The organism is Nitrobacter winogradskyi, assembly GCF_006539545.1.
GTDB classification, from domain to species: Bacteria; Pseudomonadota; Alphaproteobacteria; order Rhizobiales; family Xanthobacteraceae; genus Nitrobacter; species Nitrobacter winogradskyi_A.
Window position 1 is genome coordinate 110,233 of the sequence record NZ_BJNF01000002.1, and the last position, 20,689, is coordinate 130,921.

General features: G+C 62.0%; 17 protein-coding genes. 13 read left to right on the forward strand and 4 right to left on the reverse strand.

Annotation, left to right across the window (positions count from 1 at the left end; genetic code table 11):
* Positions 1-293 precede the first annotated feature (293 nt).
* From fliL to NWI01_RS00520, 6 genes are all read left to right on the forward strand, one after another.
* The gene (fliL, locus tag NWI01_RS00495; protein WP_141381791.1) at positions 294-782 is read left to right on the forward strand and encodes a flagellar basal body-associated protein FliL; all 489 of its coding nucleotides are present in this window, start codon (positions 294-296) and stop codon (positions 780-782) included.
* Positions 783-933: 151 nt separating this feature from the next.
* Positions 934-2,139, forward strand: coding sequence for a flagellar motor switch protein FliM (gene fliM, locus NWI01_RS00500; RefSeq protein WP_141381792.1), 1,206 nt, complete (start codon positions 934-936; stop codon positions 2,137-2,139).
* The gene (locus NWI01_RS00505) at positions 2,136-2,570 is read left to right on the forward strand and encodes a DUF6468 domain-containing protein (protein WP_141381793.1); all 435 of its coding nucleotides are present in this window, start codon (positions 2,136-2,138) and stop codon (positions 2,568-2,570) included. Before fliM ends, NWI01_RS00505 begins: the two co-directional genes overlap by 4 nt.
* Positions 2,567-3,370: a MotE family protein gene (locus NWI01_RS00510; protein ID WP_141381794.1), complete on the forward strand. Its 804-nt coding sequence runs from the start codon at positions 2,567-2,569 to the stop codon at positions 3,368-3,370. The genes NWI01_RS00505 and NWI01_RS00510 overlap by 4 nt, the downstream gene beginning before the upstream one ends.
* Before the next feature lie 190 nt (positions 3,371-3,560).
* Complete coding sequence (locus NWI01_RS00515) at positions 3,561-7,286, forward strand: tetratricopeptide repeat protein (protein WP_141381795.1); 3,726 nt, start codon at positions 3,561-3,563, stop codon at positions 7,284-7,286.
* A 981-nt stretch (positions 7,287-8,267) separates the two neighbouring features.
* A complete protein-coding gene (locus NWI01_RS00520) occupies positions 8,268-9,824 on the forward strand; it encodes an alginate export family protein (RefSeq protein WP_141381796.1) in 1,557 nt (518 codons plus the stop codon).
* A gap of 60 nt (positions 9,825-9,884) precedes the next feature.
* Here the strand turns inward: NWI01_RS00520 and fliP are convergent, their stop codons facing one another.
* Positions 9,885-10,640 (reverse strand): flagellar type III secretion system pore protein FliP, encoded by a 756-nt coding sequence (fliP, locus tag NWI01_RS00525; RefSeq protein WP_141381797.1) that lies wholly within the window; start codon positions 10,638-10,640, stop codon positions 9,885-9,887.
* Entirely contained in the window at positions 10,637-11,503 is an 867-nt protein-coding gene (locus NWI01_RS00530; RefSeq protein ID WP_141381798.1) for a flagellar biosynthetic protein FliO, read from the reverse strand. Before NWI01_RS00530 ends, fliP begins: the two co-directional genes overlap by 4 nt.
* A 435-nt stretch (positions 11,504-11,938) precedes the next feature.
* On the opposite strand from NWI01_RS00530, the gene flgB reads away from it, so the two are divergent.
* The 7 genes from flgB to cckA all read left to right on the forward strand — a co-directional run bounded on the left by flgB (position 11,939) and on the right by cckA (position 18,090).
* Complete coding sequence (gene flgB / locus NWI01_RS00535) at positions 11,939-12,346, forward strand: flagellar basal body rod protein FlgB (protein WP_141381799.1); 408 nt, start codon at positions 11,939-11,941, stop codon at positions 12,344-12,346.
* Positions 12,347-12,375: 29 nt separating this feature from the next.
* The gene (gene flgC, locus NWI01_RS00540) at positions 12,376-12,801 is read left to right on the forward strand and encodes a flagellar basal body rod protein FlgC (RefSeq protein ID WP_011314426.1); all 426 of its coding nucleotides are present in this window, start codon (positions 12,376-12,378) and stop codon (positions 12,799-12,801) included.
* Between the two features lie 15 nt (positions 12,802-12,816).
* Positions 12,817-13,128, forward strand: a complete 312-nt coding sequence (fliE, locus tag NWI01_RS00545; RefSeq protein ID WP_141381800.1) for a flagellar hook-basal body complex protein FliE — start codon at positions 12,817-12,819, stop codon at positions 13,126-13,128.
* Between the two features lie 112 nt (positions 13,129-13,240).
* Complete coding sequence (gene fliQ, locus NWI01_RS00550) at positions 13,241-13,504, forward strand: flagellar biosynthesis protein FliQ (RefSeq protein WP_011314428.1); 264 nt, start codon at positions 13,241-13,243, stop codon at positions 13,502-13,504.
* A 16-nt stretch (positions 13,505-13,520) separates the two neighbouring features.
* Positions 13,521-14,291 (forward strand): flagellar biosynthetic protein FliR, encoded by a 771-nt coding sequence (gene fliR / locus NWI01_RS00555; RefSeq protein ID WP_141381801.1) that lies wholly within the window; start codon positions 13,521-13,523, stop codon positions 14,289-14,291.
* Positions 14,292-14,301: 10 nt separating this feature from the next.
* Positions 14,302-15,381, forward strand: a complete 1,080-nt coding sequence (gene flhB, locus NWI01_RS00560) for a flagellar biosynthesis protein FlhB (protein WP_141381802.1) — start codon at positions 14,302-14,304, stop codon at positions 15,379-15,381.
* 153 nt (positions 15,382-15,534) lie between these two features.
* Positions 15,535-18,090, forward strand: coding sequence for a cell cycle histidine kinase CckA (cckA, locus tag NWI01_RS00565; RefSeq protein ID WP_141381949.1), 2,556 nt, complete (start codon positions 15,535-15,537; stop codon positions 18,088-18,090).
* 153 nt (positions 18,091-18,243) lie between these two features.
* Here the strand turns inward: cckA and NWI01_RS00570 are convergent, their stop codons facing one another.
* Positions 18,244-19,212: a DUF2336 domain-containing protein gene (locus NWI01_RS00570; RefSeq protein WP_141381803.1), complete on the reverse strand. Its 969-nt coding sequence runs from the start codon at positions 19,210-19,212 to the stop codon at positions 18,244-18,246.
* Positions 19,213-19,347: 135 nt separating this feature from the next.
* Positions 19,348-20,565 carry an integrase gene (locus NWI01_RS00575; RefSeq protein WP_141381804.1) on the reverse strand — a complete coding sequence of 406 codons (1,218 nt, stop codon included), beginning with the start codon at positions 20,563-20,565 and terminating at the stop codon, positions 19,348-19,350.
* Positions 20,566-20,689 lie beyond the last annotated feature (124 nt).

The following is a 20,689-nucleotide window of genomic DNA, read 5'->3' on the forward strand; positions in this document are numbered from 1 at the left end:
AGCTGCTTACTAAAGATGATCCCGGAGAGAAGCCGGCAATTAAGGTGCTGTTGACCATATCGGCCCGGCAAAATCTTCCTAGTCATGGTTAAAAGAAAGGTTCCGTTAACCATTGCGGACCTAGTGTGGCAGCCCAGAAGTTCTCCGTATTTTTCGCGCGGGGAGGCGACGAACTCGGATTTGGAATGCGAGTGTCAAGGCAATAGGGCGCGTGTGCGCCGGCAGCATCTGTTCTGCGTATCCAGCCTGCTCGGCGGCATCGGACCGACCCTGGGTGAAAGGGCGAGCTGACGATGGCGGAGAATGATCAGACGGGAAAAGCGGCGGACGGAGACGCGCCGCCGGCCAGGAAAAGGTTCAAGCTGATCGCCGCGATCGGCGCTGCGTTGTTCCTCGTCACCGGTGGTAGCATCTGGTTCTTCATGTTCCACCATTCCGGCGGCGAACAGCACGCCGAGGCGCCGCCGCCGAAGCCGCCTTCCTTCGTCGATGTCCCGGACATGCTGGTCAATCTGGTGGGCGCGCCCGGCGAGCGGGTGCAATATTTGAAGCTGAAGCTCGTCCTCGAGGTGAAGGAGGAGCCGCAGGTCGAGAAGATCAGGCCGGCGCTGCCGCGCGTCACCGATCTGTTTCAGACTTACATGCGCGAGCTGCGTCCGAGCGATCTCAACGGTTCAGCGGGGCTGTTCCGCCTGAAGGAAGAACTGACCAGACGGGTGAATGCAGTGCTCTCGCCGGATCATGTCAATGCGGTGCTGTTCAAGGAAGTCGTCATCCAGTGAGGCGTGCTGGTGTCCTTCGGTTTTCCGAAGTTCGTTTGAAGGGTACGGGGCGCTGGAGCGTTCTTCGTTGAAGATCATGCTCGATCAGAAAATTAAGGCCGGAGCCTGATTCAACGCAGTTGGAATCACACTCTTGCGCCGGAATGGGATCATGGCGAACGACAGCGACCAGATTGATCAGGATGCAATCGCAGCTCAGTGGGAGGCCTCGCTCGACTCGGAGGATCCGGCCGAAGCCGCGAAGTCCGCTGCCGCCAATGAGCTCACGGGGGCGATGGCGGAGCAATGGGCCGCCATGGTCGACGACGGCGGCCGTGATTTCGGCAACGGCAAGAACAGCGGCGAGCGGGTTCTGTCGCAGGAGGAAATCGACAGCCTGCTCGGCTTCAGCGTCGGCGAGATCAACCTCGACGACCATTCCGGCATCCGGGCGATCATCGACTCCGCGATGGTGTCGTATGAGCGCCTGCCGATGCTGGAGATCGTGTTCGACCGCCTGGTGCGGCTCATGACGACCTCCTTGCGCAATTTCACCTCCGACAACGTCGAGGTCTCGCTTGACCGCATCACCTCGGTCCGCTTCGGCGACTACCTGAATTCGATACCCCTGCCGGCGGTGCTCAGCGTGTTCAAGGCCGAGGAGTGGGAGAATTTCGGATTGGCGATGGTGGATTCCAGCCTGATCTATTCCATGATCGACGTCCTGCTGGGCGGCCGTCGCGGCCAGTCATCGCTCCGCATCGAAGGCCGGCCCTATACGACGATCGAAACCAATCTCGTGAAGCGGCTGGTGGAGGTCGTGCTGGCCGACGCCGAGCAGGCGTTCCGGCCGCTTTCGCCGGTGTCGTTCTCGATCGACCGCCTCGAAACCAATCCGCGTTTCGCGGCGATCACGCGCCCGGCCAATGCCGCTATTCTGGTCCGGCTGCGGATCGACATGGAAGACCGCGGCGGCACCATCGAACTGCTGCTTCCCTATGCCACCATTGAGCCGATCCGCAACGTTCTGTTGCAGATGTTCATGGGCGAAAAGTTCGGCCGTGACCCGATCTGGGAAAGCCACCTCGCCACCGAGATCGCGCAGGCGCAGATCGCCGTCGATGCCGTTTTGTACGAGGCCGAAATCCCGCTCAGGCAACTCATGACCCTTAAGGTTGGTGATACGCTCCCGCTTGAAATGCGTCCCGATGCGTCGGTGGCGGTGCGGTGCGGCAGCGTGACGCTCACCGAGGGCCGCATGGGACGGGTCGGTGATCGCGTCGCCATTCGCGTATCGCGGCAATTGCGCAAACCAAGCACGACATTCGCCATGTTCGAGAGAGCGGACGAGCAGACCAAGATGATGGAGGCCCAATGAACCACTCTTTCGGACTAGCGATCGAGAGTCTTGTCGCGGTTCTTCTCGTTCTGACCATCGGTTACTGCATGCTGCTGAACAAGCGGCTGAAGCGGCTGAGGTCGGATGAACAGTCACTGAAGGCGACGATCAGCGAACTGATCACGGCGACGGAGATCGCCGAGCGCGCCATCGGCGGGCTGAAGCACACCGTGCGCGACGTCAACGACAATCTCGGCAACCAGATCGCGGCGGCGACCGATCTGTCACGTCAGTTGGCGAAGCAACTGGCGGAGGGCGACGCTCTCATGCGACGGCTGTCCAGGATCGCGCTTGCGGCGCGCACCCCCACGGCTCCGGAGCCGGAGGCCGTAACGAGCGATGCCCGCTCCGTCGCAGCCGCGGCGCGTGCGTTTTCCGAACGCAGAAGGGCAGACGGTCTCGCTGCATGAGTGCTTTCAGAGACATCCGGGTTATTCCCATCGTGGTGGTTGCGATCTTCGGCCTCGCGGTGCTCAAGGTCGCGGGACTCGTGATCGACGGCGGCTATGTCTTCGAAGTGCAGACGGCTTCGGCCGGTCAGTCCTGGGCGCAGGAGAACCTGAATTTTCCGGGACGGGCTTCGGATGCGGGCGACATCACCGGATCTGTCGAGGCGAAGAAAGGCGACGCCCGCAAGGACGATGCCGCGAAGGATGAAGCGAAGAACGAGGAAGCCAAGCCTGCGGTCGGAACGCCAGAAACGGCGAAGGCGGGTGCGATCACGCTCCCTGAGCCGGGCCAGACTGTCTCGCCATCGGAGCGGGCCATTCTTGAGCGCCTTCAGAGCCGGCGAGAAGAGCTCGAAGCGCGCGCCCGGGAAATTGACATTCGTGAAAGTCTCCTGAAGGCCGCTGAGCAGCGTATCCAGGGCCGCGTCGAGCAGATGAAGGGCATCGAGGCACGGATCGCGACCGCGACCGCGGAGAAAAACGAGGCCGAGATCGTACGCTTCAAGGGTCTCGTGACGATGTACGAGAACATGAAGCCGAAGGAAGCGGCCAAGGTGTTTGACCGGCTTGAAATGCCGGTCCTTTTCGAGATCGCCTCGAAGATCGCGCCGCGCAAGATGTCCGACATTCTCGGGCAGATGTCGCCGGAAGCTGCAGAGCGATTGACGGTTGAACTGGCGCGTCAGGCCAGCGGCGGCACGACCTCTGCCTCCAATCTTCCGAAGATCGAGGGCAGGCCGACGCCACAGGGGCGCAATTAGTATCCTTGTTTAACAGCCCCTTAATGTCGCGCTCCTAGTGTTCGGTCCCACCGGTGCGCGAAGCGTCCGGTTCTGGATTCGAGTCGAGAGACGATCTGAGATGGCGCGGACGACTGCCGCTCGATGTTGGTCGCTGGAGTCTGATTCAACGGCGTTGAATCAGACTCCAGCCCTAATATTTTGATTGAGCATGATCTCCTCCGAAAACCGGTTCTCCAATTTTTGGGATCATGCGCTTGCGCGCGCCTGCGCGCGACGGCTTTGGCGCTTTGTTCCGGTACTTGTAACAGCCCTTCTGCTGACCGCGGCGTTTCCTGATGCAAGTCGCGCGCAGGCGATCCGCGGAGAGGCGAGCCTTTCGGCAGCGGACGGTTTTGCGCGCCTCGTCCTCAAGCTCAATGATGATGTCGACTCCGATGTGACGGTGGCGGGCGCCGTTCTTGTGATCCGATTCAAGCGGCCGGTGGATATTCCCGTCGGCAGGATCTCGGTCGCGGTGCCGGATTATGTCGCTTCGGCGCGCCGCGATCCGGACGGTTCGGCCATTCGTCTGGCGCTGGCGCGCAACGTCACGGTCAACACAATGACCGCCGGCGAGCGCGTATTCATCGATCTGATGCCTGACGGCTGGAAAGGGCCGCCGCCGGGATTGCCGCAGGAGGTGGTTCGGGAACTTGCGGAACGCGCCCGCGCGGCCGAGCGCGCCTTGCGTGAACAGCGCAGCCTCGAAGCGGCGAAGAAACGGCCGCCGGTTCGCGTGCGCGCCTCGGTACAACCGACCTTTGTGCGTTATGTTTTCGAGTTGCCCGACGGCGCTGGCGTATCCTCGGCGCTCAACGAACAAAAGCTTGTGCTGCTGTTCAGGCCGGCGCTGACGTTCGATCTGGCGGATGCGAAGCTGATGGCGCCAGCCAATGTCGAGCAGATCGCGCAGAAGGTCGAAGGCGAGGGCTCGCGGATCGACGTCAAACTGATCGGCGATGTCGATGTGCATTCGTTTCGCGAGGAGAAAAACTATATCGTCGATATCGGCTTTCAGCAGACCGGCAAACCGATATTGCCTGCGCCGCTCGCGTCAACCGAAGCGCGGCCGCAGGCCGATTCCGCCGGAAAGGCGGCGGCTGAAACTCCGCCGCCAGCCTCGCAGGCGATTGCGGAGCGGGCTGGGCAGACGGCCAAACCTCCGACGGCTGATGTCAAACCCGCGCCGGTGGCAAAGAAGTCCGAAGCCGCGCCTGCTCCGCCTCGGATCGAAAAGCCGGTTGCCGCCGAAGTGCCGTCCGCGCCCATATCCGAAACCGCCGCTTCAAAGGAAAACGCTTCGGAATCGAAGCCGGCGGACGACAAGCAAGCCAAGCATACTTCCGTCAAGCAGGAACCCGCGAAGGCGGCTGTGGCGTCGGAGCCCGCGACTGCTCCGGCATCAAGCGAGGGGAGCGCGAATGACGCAGCGACCCTCAACGCTGAGAGACGCACCGAAGGCTTTCGTCTGAGGTTCGGCTTCGGTACGCCCGCGCCGGCGGCGCTGTTTCGGCGAGCCGATACGGTGTGGCTGCTGTTCGACTCGGAGCAGCCGATCGATATCGACGCCATCCGGAAGGAAGGCGGGTCGCTCATCACCGACATCGATCGTCGTCCACTGGACAACGGACAGGCCATTCGTATCCGCCTGACGCGCCCGCAGCTGGCTTCCCTCGCGCCCGCAGACACAGAAGAGGCAACATCCGCCGCGGCGGGCCGGAATTGGATCCTGACCTTTGCGGATACCGTGCAACAACCGTCGCACGCGCTCTCCGCGCAGCGCAATGTTGTCGATCGGGCTCACGCCAGCGTCACCGTGCCGCTCGCAGGCGCGGGCAGGTTGCACCGGATCGTCGATCCCGACTCGGGCAACACCCTGATGGTCGTGACCGCGCTGCCGCCGGCGCGCGGTTTGATCAGGCGTCAGCAGTTCGTGGAGTTCTCGCTGGGCGAGTCGATCCATGGCGTCGTGATCGAACCGAAATCCGACGATATCGCCGTTGAGGTCGCCACCGACAAAGTTACGGTGACCCGGCAGGGTGGTCTTACCCTGTCGGCGGCCAATGCCGCGCCGGGACGCGCGGCGGCCGCGGCACAGCCGATCTTCGATGTCGGGCAATGGCAGGACGACAGCAAAGCCGATTTCTTTGAGCGGCTCGATAAGCTGGTCGATGCCGCGTCAACGGCGGGCGACGATGACGCGCGCGCCGCGGCGCGGATCGATCTCGCCCGGTTCTACATGGCGCGCGGATTCCATCACGAAGCCAGGGCGGTTCTCGACCTCGCATTGTCCGAAACAAATCACGGTCAGCAGGATCCTGTTCTGCTGATCATCCATTCGGTCGCGAGTTCGCTGACGAACTATACGGCGTCGGCCATGCGGGATCTCGCCAATCCGGCGATCGGAACGAGTTACGACTCGGAGCTTTGGAAGGCGCTTGTACTCGCACAGCAGCAGAAGTGGGCGGAGGCGCGGGAGAAATTCAAGAACGCTCAGTTCGCCATATCAGTGCTGCCGGTCGATCTGCAGCGCCTGATTGTCACCGCGGCGATGCGGGCCTCGCTGGAGGTTGGGGATTTTTCCGGCGCCGCTTCGCACAGCAGCGATCTCGACGCCCTCGGTATTCCCGACGAGTTGAAGCCCCGGATTACGGTGATGCGCGCGCGGCTGTCGGAAGCGCTCGGGCGCGAGAAGGAGGCGCTTGCCCAGTACAGGGAGGTGATGGCCTCACGCGACCGCGAAGCCGCGACCGAGGCGCAGATACACGACATCGCATTGCGACAGAAGCGCAAGGAGATCAAGCCGGAGGATGCGCTGCGTGATCTCGAAACGCTGTCGGTGATGTGGCGCGGCGACAGGCTGGAAGTGCAGACGTTGAAAATGCTGATGGCGCTCTATATCGACGCCGGCCGTTATGCGGAGGCGCTTGCTGTTTCAAGAACGGCCACGCGGCTGGAGCCGGACTCCGCGATGTCACGCCAAATTCAGGATGACGCATCGGCATTGTTCGCCAGGCTCTTTCTCAGCACCAAAGGCGACAATCTTCCGCCGGTCGATGCGCTGGCGATGTTTTATGATTTTCGCGACCTGACACCGATCGGCCGCCGCGGTGACGAGATGATTCGGCGGCTCGCTGATCGTCTGGTTGCCTTTGACCTGCTGGATCAGGCGGGCGAACTCCTGCAGTATCAGGTCGATCACCGCCTGGAGGGCGCGGCGCGCGCGCAGGTCGCCGCCCGGTTGGCGACGGTCTACCTGATGAACCGCAAGCCGGACCGTGCAATCGCCGCGCTTCGCACGACGCGGATCGCCGATCTCGCCGGCGCGTTACGCGAGCAGCGTCTGCTGCTCGAGGCGCGCGCGCAGAGCGATATCGGCCGCCGCGATCTCGCACTCGACATTATCTCCAACCTCGACGGACGCGAAGCCATACGGTTACGGTCCGATATCTACTGGGCGTCGCGGCGCTGGCGCGAGGCGTCCGAACAGATCGAGCTTTACTATGGTGAGCGCTGGCGCGATTTCACCCCCCTGACACAGGCGGAGAAGAGCGACATCATCCGCGCCGTGATCGGTTACTCTCTCTCCGAGGACGCGCTCGGGCTTGCGCGCTTCCGCGAAAAATACGCGCCGCTGATGAACGGCGGCGCCGATAAACTCGCTTTCGATACCGCGAGCAAGCCGGCGGCGGGCAACAGCGCCGAATTCGAACAGATCGCGAGGATGGCGGCGAAGGTGGATACCCTGAGCGGCTTCTTGCGCGAAATGAACTCGCGTTTTCCCGGTGCGTCGGCGAATAAGATACTGTCGCCGGAAGAATCGGGAGTAGATCCATCTCCGACCGGCGCGTTGCCGCAGATCATCGGCTCGATTAGCGCGGAAGCATCACGCTGACTGGATCGTTTTCTGCTGTCATCAACGCGGGCGGATGAGCGTGCCGGCGACACCAGATTCTGATTCAACGTAGTTGAATCAGACTCGCCGCCTATCTTTTTGCTTGAGCATGATCTTTCCGAAAGCCGGTTTCCACTTTTCGGGGTCGTGCGCCAAATGTCGGCAGATGCGATCGATCACCCTTTACGATCGAATGTTATCAGGCGCTACAGCGTTATCGAATGAAGCTTGCCCTTAGGCTTGGTCTGAGGATGGTCGCCGGTTCGCGTCAAGACAATGCGTTGGAGAACAATCCAGAGCCTTGCTTCCGATCTGTCAGAAACGAAATAAATCTCGATCCTTCGACTGAACGATCACGATCGACGTCAAGCTTGTCTTCAACTGATATCCTGATCGAAATCGCAAGGTGGTATAAATTTCTATCAAACCATATCTGCGCATCCACGATCATCCCTCATTCGTTTCTGACGAAGATGAAATTGAGCGACGCCGTTCTTTTCATTCTGATGCGTGGGCTTCAGCGGCTTCGACATCTTCATCTTTATTGATCGTTATCGAGCGTGGTCTTGCGGGAAGACAATGATGACCTGCATCAGGTTTGCCTTCGATCGAGACATCAAAGCGAGATCGCAAGGTGGTACAGAATTCTGAGAATCCACCTTCAAGCACTGATGATTTTCTTTCTGCGTTGCTGTTCGAGTCATGAGCGTACTTATGTTTTGTCTGATGCTGTCCGTGTGTTGACACCAAACAAGCGCGGCATATACCGATATCTATATCGAGGCTTCGGCCTGGAGCATCATAAGTCGTCCTAATTCAAATCGTTGCTGTTGAGCGGCCGCGCGCGTCTCTCGTTGAGGGAGGTGTGTGCGGCATTCGCGGACGGCTGCCTTGTTGGCTAAGGGCCGAGTGAGACGTTGCTTCGAGTGTTGTGCTCCGCGGATCTGAATCCGTCCTGCGGAGTAGTTTGGGAAGTTGATAATGAGTTTGATGAAGAGCGTTTTTTTTAACGTGACAGCAAGGCTGGCTTTGCTGTCGGCTATTCCGCTTGTCACCATCCCGTCGAGTCCTGCACAGGCGCAACTTCGGCCTCAGTCCCAGGCCGAAGGGCAGGCACAGGGAGGGCAGGGTCATGCCCAGGCACAGAACGGGGGGAATGCTCACACTCAGGCGCCGCCCTATAAATGGCCTTACTTCAAGCCGCTTCCTATAGAGCCGGCATTTTCTCTCTATGACGCACTCGGCCGGCCCGACAATTTTAAGATCAGCGGTACGTTCCGTCCTCGCGTTGAAGGAATATCCAACCAGTTTCGTCCGGCAACGTTCCCGAGCCACGACTTCATGGTTTCATCTCAAACCGCGATCTTCGCCGAATATGATGCCGGAAGGGTGAGGATCGGCGGGGAGGTGTTCGATAGCCGCGCCTACTTCCAGAAGCCAAACTCGTCTGCCGCCAATACGGAGGTGAACGCGCTCGAACTTGGTCAGGCCTATCTCAACTTCGATCTGTCCGATGTCACGGGCGAAGGCTCGACGAGCAGTCTCACCACTGGCCGGTTCACGAAGAACATGAGCTCGCGCCGTATCCTCGCGCGTAACCAGTACCGCAACACCATCAACGCCTTCACCGGCGTCTCCTACGACTGGAAGGGGGCGAACAAGGATAAGATGACGCTGCTCTGGACCATGCCGCACAGCAGGTTTCCTAACGACACGCAGGGCATCCTCGACAATGCGATCGTGTACGACCGGGAAAGCCTGGATCTGCAATTTTACGGCGGCACCTATACCTTCGAGAACGTGTTTGGCGGATCGTTGGAGGTCTATGGATACGGCCTGTACGAGAAGGATTCCGGAACAGGCCTGCGGTTGGTGCAGACCCGGAACCGTCGCCTGTTCACGCCGGGCATCCGGCTGGCGCGGGTGCCGAAGCCCGGGCAACTCGATTACGATGTCGAGGCGATCTACCAGACGGGCCTCTCCCGGGAAACCACCGCCCCCACGGACACCCGAGACCTTCAGGTTTCAGCCTATTTCCTTCATGCGGAGGCGGGTTACACTTTCAATGCAGCCTGGCTGCCGCGGGTAGTGCTGCAATACGATCACGCCAGCGGAAACAGCACCAACCCCTCCACCTTCACCCGCTTCGATACTCTGTTCGGCGCCCGGCGCTGGGAATACGGCCCGACCGGCCTTTACGGAGTGCCGCAGCGGTCGAACATGATCTCGCCCTCGTTACGCCTGGAAATCACGCCGAGCCCGATCTGGGATGCCTTCATCGCCTACCGCCCTCTTTTTCTGGAGAGTCCCACCGACGCCTTCGCGGCGACACAGATACGGGACCGTTCCGGGCAATCCGGCCGCTTCGCCGGCCAGCAGATCGAAACCCGCCTGCGGACCTGGATCATCCCGGATGCCATGCTGATCGATACCGGCGTTGCCTACCTGATCAAGGGCAGATTCCTGCGCGACGCTCCCAACGCGCCTGACACGGCCGACACCTTCTACGGCTATTTCAGCACGACGTTCTTCTTTTAAGGGCCATGCGACTCCAACAGCCGACGCGCCCGCGGATTGACACCAGTCTCACCGCACCGCTCAGGTCCCGTAGCTCTGCACCAGACTGCCGGCTACCAGCGCCCAGCCATCGACCAGCACGAAGAAGATCAGCTTGAACGGCAACGAGACCACGACGGGCGGCAGCATCATCATGCCCATCGACATCAGGACCGACGCCACCACGAGATCGATGATCAGGAACGGCAGGAACAGCAGGAATCCGATCTCGAAGGCGCGTTTCAGTTCGGAGATCATGAAGGCCGGCATCAGGATGCGCAGCGAAAGATCGGCGGGTGTAGCCGGCGGAGGCTCGCCGGACAGGTCCATGAACAGCTTGAGGTCCTGTTCCCGCACGTTCTTCTGCATGAAGCCGCGCAGCGGAACGGATGCGCGCTGCAGCGCCTCCTCAACCGTGGTCTCGTTGGCGACCAGCGGCTTGATACCCTCGTCGTAGGATTTCTGCAGCGTCGGTCCCATCACGAAGGCGGTGAGGAACATCGCAAGCGCGATGATGACGGAGTTGGGCGGCGCGGTCGCCGTGCCCAGCGCGGTGCGCAGCAGTGACAGCACCACCACGATGCGCGTGAACGACGTCATCATGATCAGGATCGACGGCGCGATCGACAAGACGGTGAGCAGCGCGATCAACTGGATCGCACGCTCGGTGACGCCGCCGTTGCCGGCACCGCCGAGATTGATGCTGATATCCTGCGCGAACGCCGGATCGGTGAGCGATCCGGCGGTGATCAGAATGAGAAGGAATGAAACTCTACGCGGGTGGGTCGCCGCGCTCACGAAGGGGACTTCGCGCGCCCGAGCAGGGACGCCATCTCGTTCTCAAGATGCTCGAACCCTGACTTCGGACCGGGCGGCGCGACCGGCGGCGGTTCGCCCCGCGACAAGGCTGGAGACGAAAGTTCCGAGCCACGCGGACGAGACGGGGGGTCGGAAGTCACGGGCGCTGCGGGTGGAGATTTGCTGGCGCCCGTGGGACGCCGGAGCGCGGCTTCGAGACGTTCCGCCATCTCCGCGAGATTTTGATCCGCGTCCGACGCGGGAGGAAGCGGAGCTGGCGCCGGAGCCGGTGCTGGACGCGGCACCAATGGCTCTTGTCGGGCGGGACGGCTGCCGCGAATGTCGGTCCGGCTCATGGGCTCGGGGGTGAAATCGGCCAGCGGGTCGCTGCGGCGCTCGGCGGCGACCGGCCTTCGCACGGTATCGGCGAAGGCTGGGCGGGGGGCCGGTCGTGGCAGCTCCGGCTCCGGAGGCTCGGGATGATCGGGGGGAGTGGAACGCGTGCTGTCGGACTCCGTCCAGCCGGTTTCGGCCAGTGGCGGCAACCTTGGCGTTTCACCACCCGGCAGCGGGCGTTGCGACGCCTGATCGCGCCCGGGAGCGGCGCGCACGATGTTATGCTCGACGACGATGTCGGTCGGGCCGCCGATCATCAGCAGGTGCTCGACATTGTCCCGGCGCACCAGAACCAGGCGTCGGCGTCCGTCGACCGCGGCGGCATCGATCACCGCCAGACGGGGCATGCGTCCGCGATTGGCGTTGACGCCCAGACGATCTCCCGCGAATCGCCGCACGAGCCACGCAGCCCCGGCGATCAGCGCCAGGACCACAATGAATGCGATGACGAATGTGACTGCCTGCATGTTGTGCCCCTGACAGAAAGTGCCTTGGTTCCAGCTTTGGATCGTTGAACGCCTTCCGGCATCCCTCCCGTGACGATCGAGTCGTTAGGATCGAGACCGTAGCAATCGAGACCGTAACGATCGAGGCTTGGCCCAGTCTGTTAATCCCGTCCGGCAAAAGCTGCCGCTGACCACCTTGAATAAACCCTTAATAACCTATGAATCGACCAGACCAAAACAACTTCTGCGCGTTGCGCGTTCCGGTTAACAAGGGTGGTTAACGCATTGGTGGTGCGTAATCCCACCGAACTGAAGTCCGGCGTACGCGCTTGAGGGGAAAGCCGGTTCGGGCGGGAACCGCCAGCCTTGGCGTTCTTAACCTGTCGTTAACCATAAGGGAGGCAAATTCTGCCTACCTCGGCGGCGCACCGTCCCGAGGCCGGAGCAAGGACGCCTGTGCCCCTCAACGATATTTCCGCCCTGGCGGCGCTGCGCACCCGGATGCAGTGGCATCAGGAGCGCCAGCGTGTTCTGGCCGAAAACATCGCCAACTCCGATACGCCGAACTTCAGGCCGCACGATCTCGTGGAACCGACGTTCGACGCGCAAGGCGGCAATGCCTCAAGCGGCGTGACGTTGGCGATGACCCGCACCACGTCGGGCCAGAGCATGGCCGGTTCCGGAGCGTCCGCGCATTTCGGACAGAATGGCAATGGCGGCTTTCAGACCCGTCCGGCGGGCAACGCCGTCAGTCTTGAGGATCAGATGCTCCAGGTGTCGGCCAACCAGATGGACTACGCCGCCGCGGCCTCGCTTTACAGCCGGAGCCTGCGGCTTCTGAAGATGGCTGCCGGCAAGGCGTGACGCAGGATTGAACGGGAGGATATCGCATCATGGCAGACAACGGCGCAGACTTCATGCGATCGATGAGCATCGCGACGTCCGGCCTGCGAGCGCAGGCGGGAAGGATGCGGGTGATCTCGGAAAACATCGCCAACGCCAACTCAACCGCGCAAGCGCCGGGCGGCGATCCGTACCGCCGCAAGGTGCCGACCTTTTCTTCCGCTCTCGATCGTGCGCTCGATGCGAAAGTGGTGACGCTCGGCCGGGTGAGGCCTGACACGTCGACGTTCCGCATCAAGCACGAGCCGGGTAATCCGGCCGCGGACACCAGCGGCAACGTCAAGTATCCGAACGTCAATCCGCTGGTGGAGATGACCGACATGCGCGACGCGCAGCGGTCCTACGAGGCGAACCTCAACATCATCAGCGCGACACGCCGGATGATCCAGCGCACACTCGACATCCTCAAGTCCTGATCGGAGAATCTGGCCATGGCATCGCCAACAGTCGCAGCAAACGCCTATGCAAGCCTCGCGAGGATGATGGATTCCGGCGCTGTCGCCGGCAAGGCGCAGGGAGGCGATGGTCCCTCGTTCGGTGCGGTGCTGAAGGATGTGCTCGGTGGCGTGGTGGACGCGGGACGGGCTTCCGACGCGCAGACGGTGGCGATGGCGTCGGGCAAGGCCAACCTGATGGACGTTGTGACGGCGGTCGCCGATACCGACGTCGCGGTGTCGACGCTGGTCTCGGTGCGCGACCGCGTCATCCAATCCTATGAAGACATCATGAGGATGCCGATCTGATTGAGGCTCCTCATGCCGAACCTTGAAGCCCTGCTTTATCTCTCTCCGCGCGGGGAGCAGGTGAGTGCGTTGATATTGCATCATTCCTGATCTGATCGAAAAGAGGTGTGTCATGACCGGCGCTGAAACCCTGGATGTCGCGCGCGACGCGATCTGGACCATCGTCCTGGTTTCCGGACCACTGCTGGGCGTTGGCCTGATCGTCGGCGTCGCGATTTCGCTGGTGCAGGCATTGACGCAGATTCAGGAGCAGACGCTGGTGTTCGTACCGAAAATTCTGGCGATCTTCGTGACGCTGGTTCTGGCGCTGCCGTTCATGGCCGATGCGCTGCACGCCGAAATGCTGCGGATTTCATCGCGAATCATCGGCGGCTGATGCACAGTAGCGCGAGATGCGCATCGATATCTCGCTTCTGCCCGCCCTTGGCGCCGCCTTCATGCTGGTCTTTGCCCGCATCGGGGCGATGGTGATGCTGTTGCCCGGCTTCGGCGAGGGCTACATTCCGGTGCGGGTGAAACTGGCCATCGCTCTGCTTCTGACCTTCATCATCCTGCCGCTGCATCGCGCCGCCTATCACGTTGACATGCAGTCGGTCGCGCCGCTGGCGGTCCTGCTGGTGCATGAGATTATCATCGGCGTGGTGCTGGGCGCTACGGCGCGCGTCACGCTTGCGGCCCTGCATGTGGCGGGCTCGGTCATCGCACAGCAGCTCGGGCTTGGATTTGTCACGTCGGTGGATCCGACGCAGGGTCAGCAAGGCGCGTTGATGGGCAACTTCCTGACGCTTCTCGGGATCGCGCTGCTGTTCGCGACCGACACCCACTATCTGGTCATCGCCGCGCTGAATGACAGTTACAAGATATTCTCGCCGGGCGAACTGATGCCGAGCGGTGACGTTGCGGCGCTGGCGACGCGTGCTTTTGCCGGCGCTTTCAAGATCGGCCTGCAACTGTCGGCTCCGTTTCTGGTTTTCGGACTGGTCTTCAATATCGGGCTTGGCGTTCTCGCCCGGCTGATGCCGCAGATGCAGGTCTATTTCGTCGGCGTGCCGCTCTCGATTTTCATAGGCTTCATGATTTTCGCCGTCGTGCTGGCGTCCATGATGGGAACCTACATGGATTATCTGATCGGCGTGATGCAAGATTTGACGTCGCCGAACTGAGAACCCCGCCATGGCCGACGAGAGCGACGATACCGAGAAGACAGAAGACCCGACGCAAAAGCGTCTCGACGATGCACTCGAGCGCGGCGATGTCGCCAAGAGCCAGGAGGTCAACACCTGGTTCGTGATCGCGGGCGCGACGCTGGTGCTGTCCACGTTTTCCGGCTCGATCGGAAACGGATTCGAGCTGCCGTTGCGCAACCTGATCGCCAACTCCTGGCAAATCCGAACCGACGGCCCCGGCCTTCTGGCGCTGGCCGAGCAGATCGGATACCGCCTTGCCGCCGTCCTCGGCGTGCCGCTGCTTCTGCTGATGATGGCCGCCGTCGCGGGCAATGTCATTCAGCACCGCTTCGTCTGGTCGGGCGAAACGCTCAAGCCGAAGCTCAGCAAGATTTCCGTGGTGTCCGGCGCCAAGCGGATTTTCGGCAAGCAGGCCGCCGCGAACTTCGCCAAGGGACTGTTCAAGGTGCTTGCGCTCGGCGCGGTCATGACGGCGGTGCTTTGGCCGGAACGCTCGCGGCTCGACGCCATGGTGCGGCTTGATCCGAACGCCCTTCTCGGAATCACGAAGAGTCTGACGCTGCAGCTGCTCGGCGCCGTGATCGTGATGCTCGCGCTGGTCGCGATCGCGGACTACCTGTTTCAGTATCGGCAATGGTTCGAACGCCAGAAGATGTCGCTGCGGGAGATGAAGGAAGAGTTCAAGCAGTCGGAGGGCGATCCGCATATCAAGGCCCGCATCAGGCAGTTGCGCCATGCCCGCATGAAGAAGCGCATGATGGCCGCTGTTCCGCAGGCCTCGGTGATCATCACCAATCCGACGCACTATTCGGTCGCCTTGTCTTATGAACGCGGCATGTCCGCCCCGGTCTGCGTGGCCAAGGGCGTGGACAACATCGCGCTCAAGATCAGGGAAATCGCCCGCGAACATGACATTCCGGTCGTCGAGAACGTGCCGCTGGCCCGCGCGCTGTATGCCGCTGTCGAAATCGACGACGAGATCCCGGTCGAGCACTATCACGCCGTGGCTGAAATCATCGGTTATATCATGGGCTTGAAGCGCGGCCTTGCGGGACGCCGGGTCTGAGGCCGGCCAACGGGCAATGGGAACAGCATCGGGGCAGGGAAAATGGCGGGAAATGAACCCAATGAGGCGCTTGCGCTGCGGACCCCGATTCAGGCACTCAGAACCCGGCGCAAGCGCATCCCGCGCCCGCCGCGACAGGCTCGGCCGAATTCCATGACGCCAGATCCCGACATCGATTCACCGCAGTTCGGGCAGGAGCCGGCGCGGCGGAGCGGCAGCATCCTTCTGGTTCTGCTGGTCGCGGGCGCGATCGTCACGGCCGCCGTGGCGTTCATGGCGCTGGGACGTACCGAGGCCCAGCCTTATATTCTGGCGCTGTTGGCCCTGCTGGCGATGGTCGGCCTGTTCACGTTGTTCGCGTTCGCGGCCGGGATCGTCCGCTTCGCGGACCGCACCGTCGATGATCCGCTGATGCGTCCGATAGCCGATCATGCCTTCGACGGTATCGCCGTCACCGATTCCGGCGGGCACATCGTTTATGCCAACTCCGCCTATCTCACCCTGACCGGAGCTGCGTCGATGCAGGACGTACGGCCGGTGGAGCGCGTATTCATCGGCAACCCCGATGTTTCAGAAGCGGTGTTCCGTCTTTTGAAGGCGGCGCGCGAGGGCAAGCGCCAGCAGGAAGAGGTGCGCGTGGCCGCCGCCGACGGCACCAACGGTCGCTGGCTGCGATTGCGGGTTCGCCAACTCGCGCAGGCGAAACGGTACGCCAGATATGCCGTATGGTCGATCGCCGACATCACCCGCGATCGCGAGCGGCAGGAAGATGTATTCCAGGAACTGCGCCATGCGATCGAATATCTCGATCATGCGCCGTGCGGCTTCTTCTCTGTCAACCAGCCAGGCGATCTCGTCTATGTCAATGCCACGCTTGCCAACTGGCTGGATCACGATCTGGCGGAGATCGGCTCGGGCGGCCTGAAGCTGACCGACATCGTTTCGGGAGACGGCGCGGCTTTGCTGACGTCGATCATCGCCGCGCCCGGCGAGGTCCGCACCGAGGTCTTCGATATCGATCTGCGGATGCGCAACGGCAAGACCATGCCGGCGCGCCTGTATCACAAGCTGGCCTTCGGCGCCGACGGCACGCCGGGCCCGTCGCGGACGCTGGTGGTCAGCCGCGCCCGCGACGAGCGCGTCGATCCGCAGCGGGCGGCGGAAGTGCGCTTCATGCGCTTCTTCGACCACACGCCGATGGCGATCGCGACGGTCGACAAATCCGGCGCCGTCGGTCGCGCCAATGCACGGTTTGCGAAACTCGCGCAAAGCCTTAGTCCGGGCGGCGCCGCCGCCAAGTCGATTCTGGCGGCTGTCAACAAACGCGATCGTGGCCAACTGAACGCGGCGATTCACGCCGCGGCGGAGGGGCAGGGTGATATTCCGCCGGTCGAGGTGATGCTTGACGGCGCGCGCGAGCGATGGGGGCAGTTTTTTGTCACCGCGGTGGAGGACGATCACGATGCGGAAGCCGCGATCGTCTACATGCTCGAGACGACCGAGCGGCGCACGCTCGAGAGCCAGATCAATCAATCCCAGAAGATGGAGTCGGTCGGCCAGCTCGCCGGTGGCATCGCGCACGATTTCAACAATGTGCTGTCAGCCATCATGATGGCGAACGACTTCCTGCTGAATGCGCACAAGCCGACCGATCCGTCTTTCCAGGACATCATGCAGATCAAGCAGAACGCCAACCGCGCCGCCGCCCTGGTGCGGCAATTGCTGGCGTTCTCGCGGCGGCAGACCTTGCAGCCGAAGGTGCTCGATCTCGGCGACACCCTGAGCGACATCGGCATGTTGCTGAAACGTTTGATCGGCGAAAAGGTCACTTTCCCCGGCGTCGTTCACGGGCGAGACCTGTGGCCGGTCAAGGCCGATGTCTCGCAGTTCGAGCAGGTGATCGTCAATCTGGTGGTCAATGCGCGCGACGCCATGCCGGACGGTGGCAAGCTCGCGATCCGCACCGCCAACGTCGCGGCCGCGGAGGTCGCGACGTTCGGCCACAAGGGCTTGCCGCCCGCCGACTATGTGCTCGTCGAGATCAGCGACACCGGCACCGGCATTCCGCCCGATATCGTCGACAAGATTTTCGAGCCGTTTTTTTCCACCAAGGAGGTGGGCAAGGGAACCGGGCTCGGCCTGTCCACGGTCTACGGCATCGTGAAGCAGACCGGCGGTTTCATCTACGTTAACTCCAGAACGGGCGAAGGCACGACGTTCCGAATCTTCCTGCCGCGCCATCACCCCCAAGCCGAGGCGCCGCCGGCGTCGACGGGCCTTATCGGCGCGGCGAAGGAGCCGTCATCAACCGCCAAGCCAGTGAATACCGATCTGACCGGGCAGGGCACCATCCTGCTGGTGGAAGACGAGGAGGGGTTGCGCTCGCTCAATGCGCGTGGCCTGCGTTCGCGCGGCTACAGCGTGATCGAGGCATCCAATGGCATCGAAGCGCTGGAAGCGCTCGACGAAAAGGACGGCGCTGTCGATCTGGTGGTCTCCGACGTCGTTATGCCCGAAATGGATGGGCCGACTCTGTTGCGGAAAATGCGGGTGCGCAATCCCAGTCTCAAGATCATTTTTGTCTCGGGTTACGCGGAGGAAGCGTTCGACAAAAGCCTGCCGGAGAACGAGCAGTTCGCTTTCCTGGCGAAGCCTTTCGCGCTCAGTGCGCTGATTGCCAAGGTCAAGGAGACGATGACGGCGGCGTAATTGTTAGGCGGCAGCGTTTCCACTCGTCATGGCCGGGCTTTGTCCCGGCGATCCACGTCTCGCTGACGAAAGAAAAACGTGGATGCCCGGCACAAGGCCGGGCATGACGAGCTCCAAGGGACGGCGCTGCTGCTTCATGTAAGATGCTGATCTCTATCCGCCCGAACCATCGCGGCCGCTCCAGCGAAGCGGAATCCTTCCGGACTGCACGCCGCCCTCAGGGCGGATGTTCGCCGGGACCGCGCGGGCGCGGTGGCGTTCTTCATGATAAAGGGCAGGACGATACTTCGCCCGCGCTTCCGTCATCGTGGCTCCGCGCCAGGCCGCCAGCATGATTCGGGCGGAGCGTTCACTGAGCACATCGTAGAGTCGCGCGAGTCGGTAGACCTCGGTGACGGAGGTGCCGATGGCGGGATCGAGAAATAGCAGAATCTGCTGGAAAATTCGTGGGGGGATACCGATGGCCTTGGCGGCGCAAGCCAGCGGCTCGCCTCCCTGATCCTTCACCACGCGTTCGGCGATCGCGGCGGGAAGCATCAAGGTCGCGCTGATTTCGGTCGCGAAGTTTCCGACATCGGACGCGAAGGCGGCCATGTGCAGAACCTCGATCGCGCGCGCAGCCCGGGATGGATGAATGTGCGGCGATGGCCGCAGCGGCGCCGTGGCGAGGTTGTGCAGGATCAATGCGCGGTCCTTGGAGTTGGCGCCGAAAAACATCTCGCTGATTTCGGCGGCGTCGCGCGGCTCCATCGATAATATCGCAACCGGACGGGTTCTCGTCTCCGCAGGCGGAGCTTTGAGAGGCGTGGCTTGCGGCGGCGGGCTGTCTAGCTGCCGATCGGCGGCGAACGCGCCGAGCCGCAGCTTGCTCATGATCGCCGCCGGCGTGCGCGGATAGATCGACAACCGGGCCCGCACAACGGCGCGGGTCGCATCGTCGACATGATCGATCAGGCGCGAGGTCAGTTCGACGAAGTGCCGCTCCTCCTCGACGGTATGCGTGCTGGTCTGCACGTAAAGGTCGGTCAGGACCCGCAGCAGGGTGGGGCGGATGTCAACGCCGTCCCGGCGGGACAGCGTCAACAACCCGTCAAAGCCGGGAAACATCGGAGGTGCGGTCATGTCGGCTTACGCTTACGGGGAAACTGTTCGTCTCAACCTAGCGCGACCGCTTTAACAGGCCGTTAAGGAAAACAATTCCTTAATGCTTGAAAACATTGACCTCTGTGCGCCGTGTGCGTCGAGTGTGCGTCGTGGTCAGTTTTTCTTGCTTCGGTGTGCCGCGCGGGCCACGGCAACCCGGCGCGCGGCCTCGATTTGGGCTCGGTCATAAACCTTCGCGGTCGTCCTCTTGTCGGCATGGCCTGCCAGCTTAGCGAGGTCGTCCGTTGATGCATCGGCTGCCCGACCTTCGGTGATACCGCCAGCGCGCAAATCCCTGTTCCAGATCGCCGGGGAGACTTCCTGAGCGTCGCGCACGGTCCGCCATAGCTTTTGAAAATAGTCGGGTCGATATGGCTTGCCGGTCACCGGGTTGACGATCAGTGGCCCCTTGCGCTGTTCGGACGTGATCAGCGCCAATTCCTCCATGATCATCGGGCAAACAGTAAAATCGACGGCGACCTCCTTGCCGGTCGTGTTCTCGGTCTTCGAGGGCGTGAAGCGAAACACCTGGTTTTCATCGACCTGTGACCACATCGGGCCGATCCACTTCATGCCACGATCCAGAACGATCGACGGGCGCGGATCCGACATTGGCACCCATTCTCCGATCACGTCCCATTGTCTCACAGTGCCGTCGAACTGGATCGCGTAGGCGAGAGCGGCGGCGCTATGGCCGACCGCGCGGGCAGCTTTGCGGACCTTCGTGATGTCGTCCGCGGTCGGAGCCGTTGTCCGGGATGCTGGAACGGGGAAATCGACTTCGGCCAGAACGGCCTTGAATGCGGCGCACCCAGCCTTTCTGCACATGATACCAAAGCTGAGCGCAGACTTGATCACGGCGATCGCGGTCCTGGCTTTCGGAATCTGCAATGGTGCGCCTGACTTCTTCGGTTTTGCCCAGGCATTGAACCATCGCTTAACGTCCCGCCCGTCCACGTCATCGATCCGCTTCGATCCAACCTCCATGATCACCATGCGAGCGTAGACATCGTATGGCTTCTTCGTCGATGATTTCAGCTTGTGATACGGGCTTTCCGGATCAGACTGCCAAACTTCGATCAGGCTGCGAATGGTGCCATCGAACTCGGTGATACGCCCCTTGCGTCCCGACACCCATGCGAGCATTTCGGCTTGAAGCCTCTCGCATCGCTGCACAAGCAAGACCGGCTGATTGAGATAGCTGGAGAGGTTCACGTTCTTGACGGGATACCCGGCAGCGATTGCCGTCTTGGTAGCCCGCCACACCGGACGACCGTTGCGCCACGTCAGACCGGGCGCACGCGCCTTTGTTTCGGTCTCTCGCGGTTCCATGCGCCTAAATCCTCAACGCCACTCGGAGCCAGTCTTGGGGCCCTGTCGATCAACCCATATTCCTTGTCGAAGAATGCCCTAACAGCAGGCACGTACCGACCGCCCATAAGGGCGTCGATTTTGG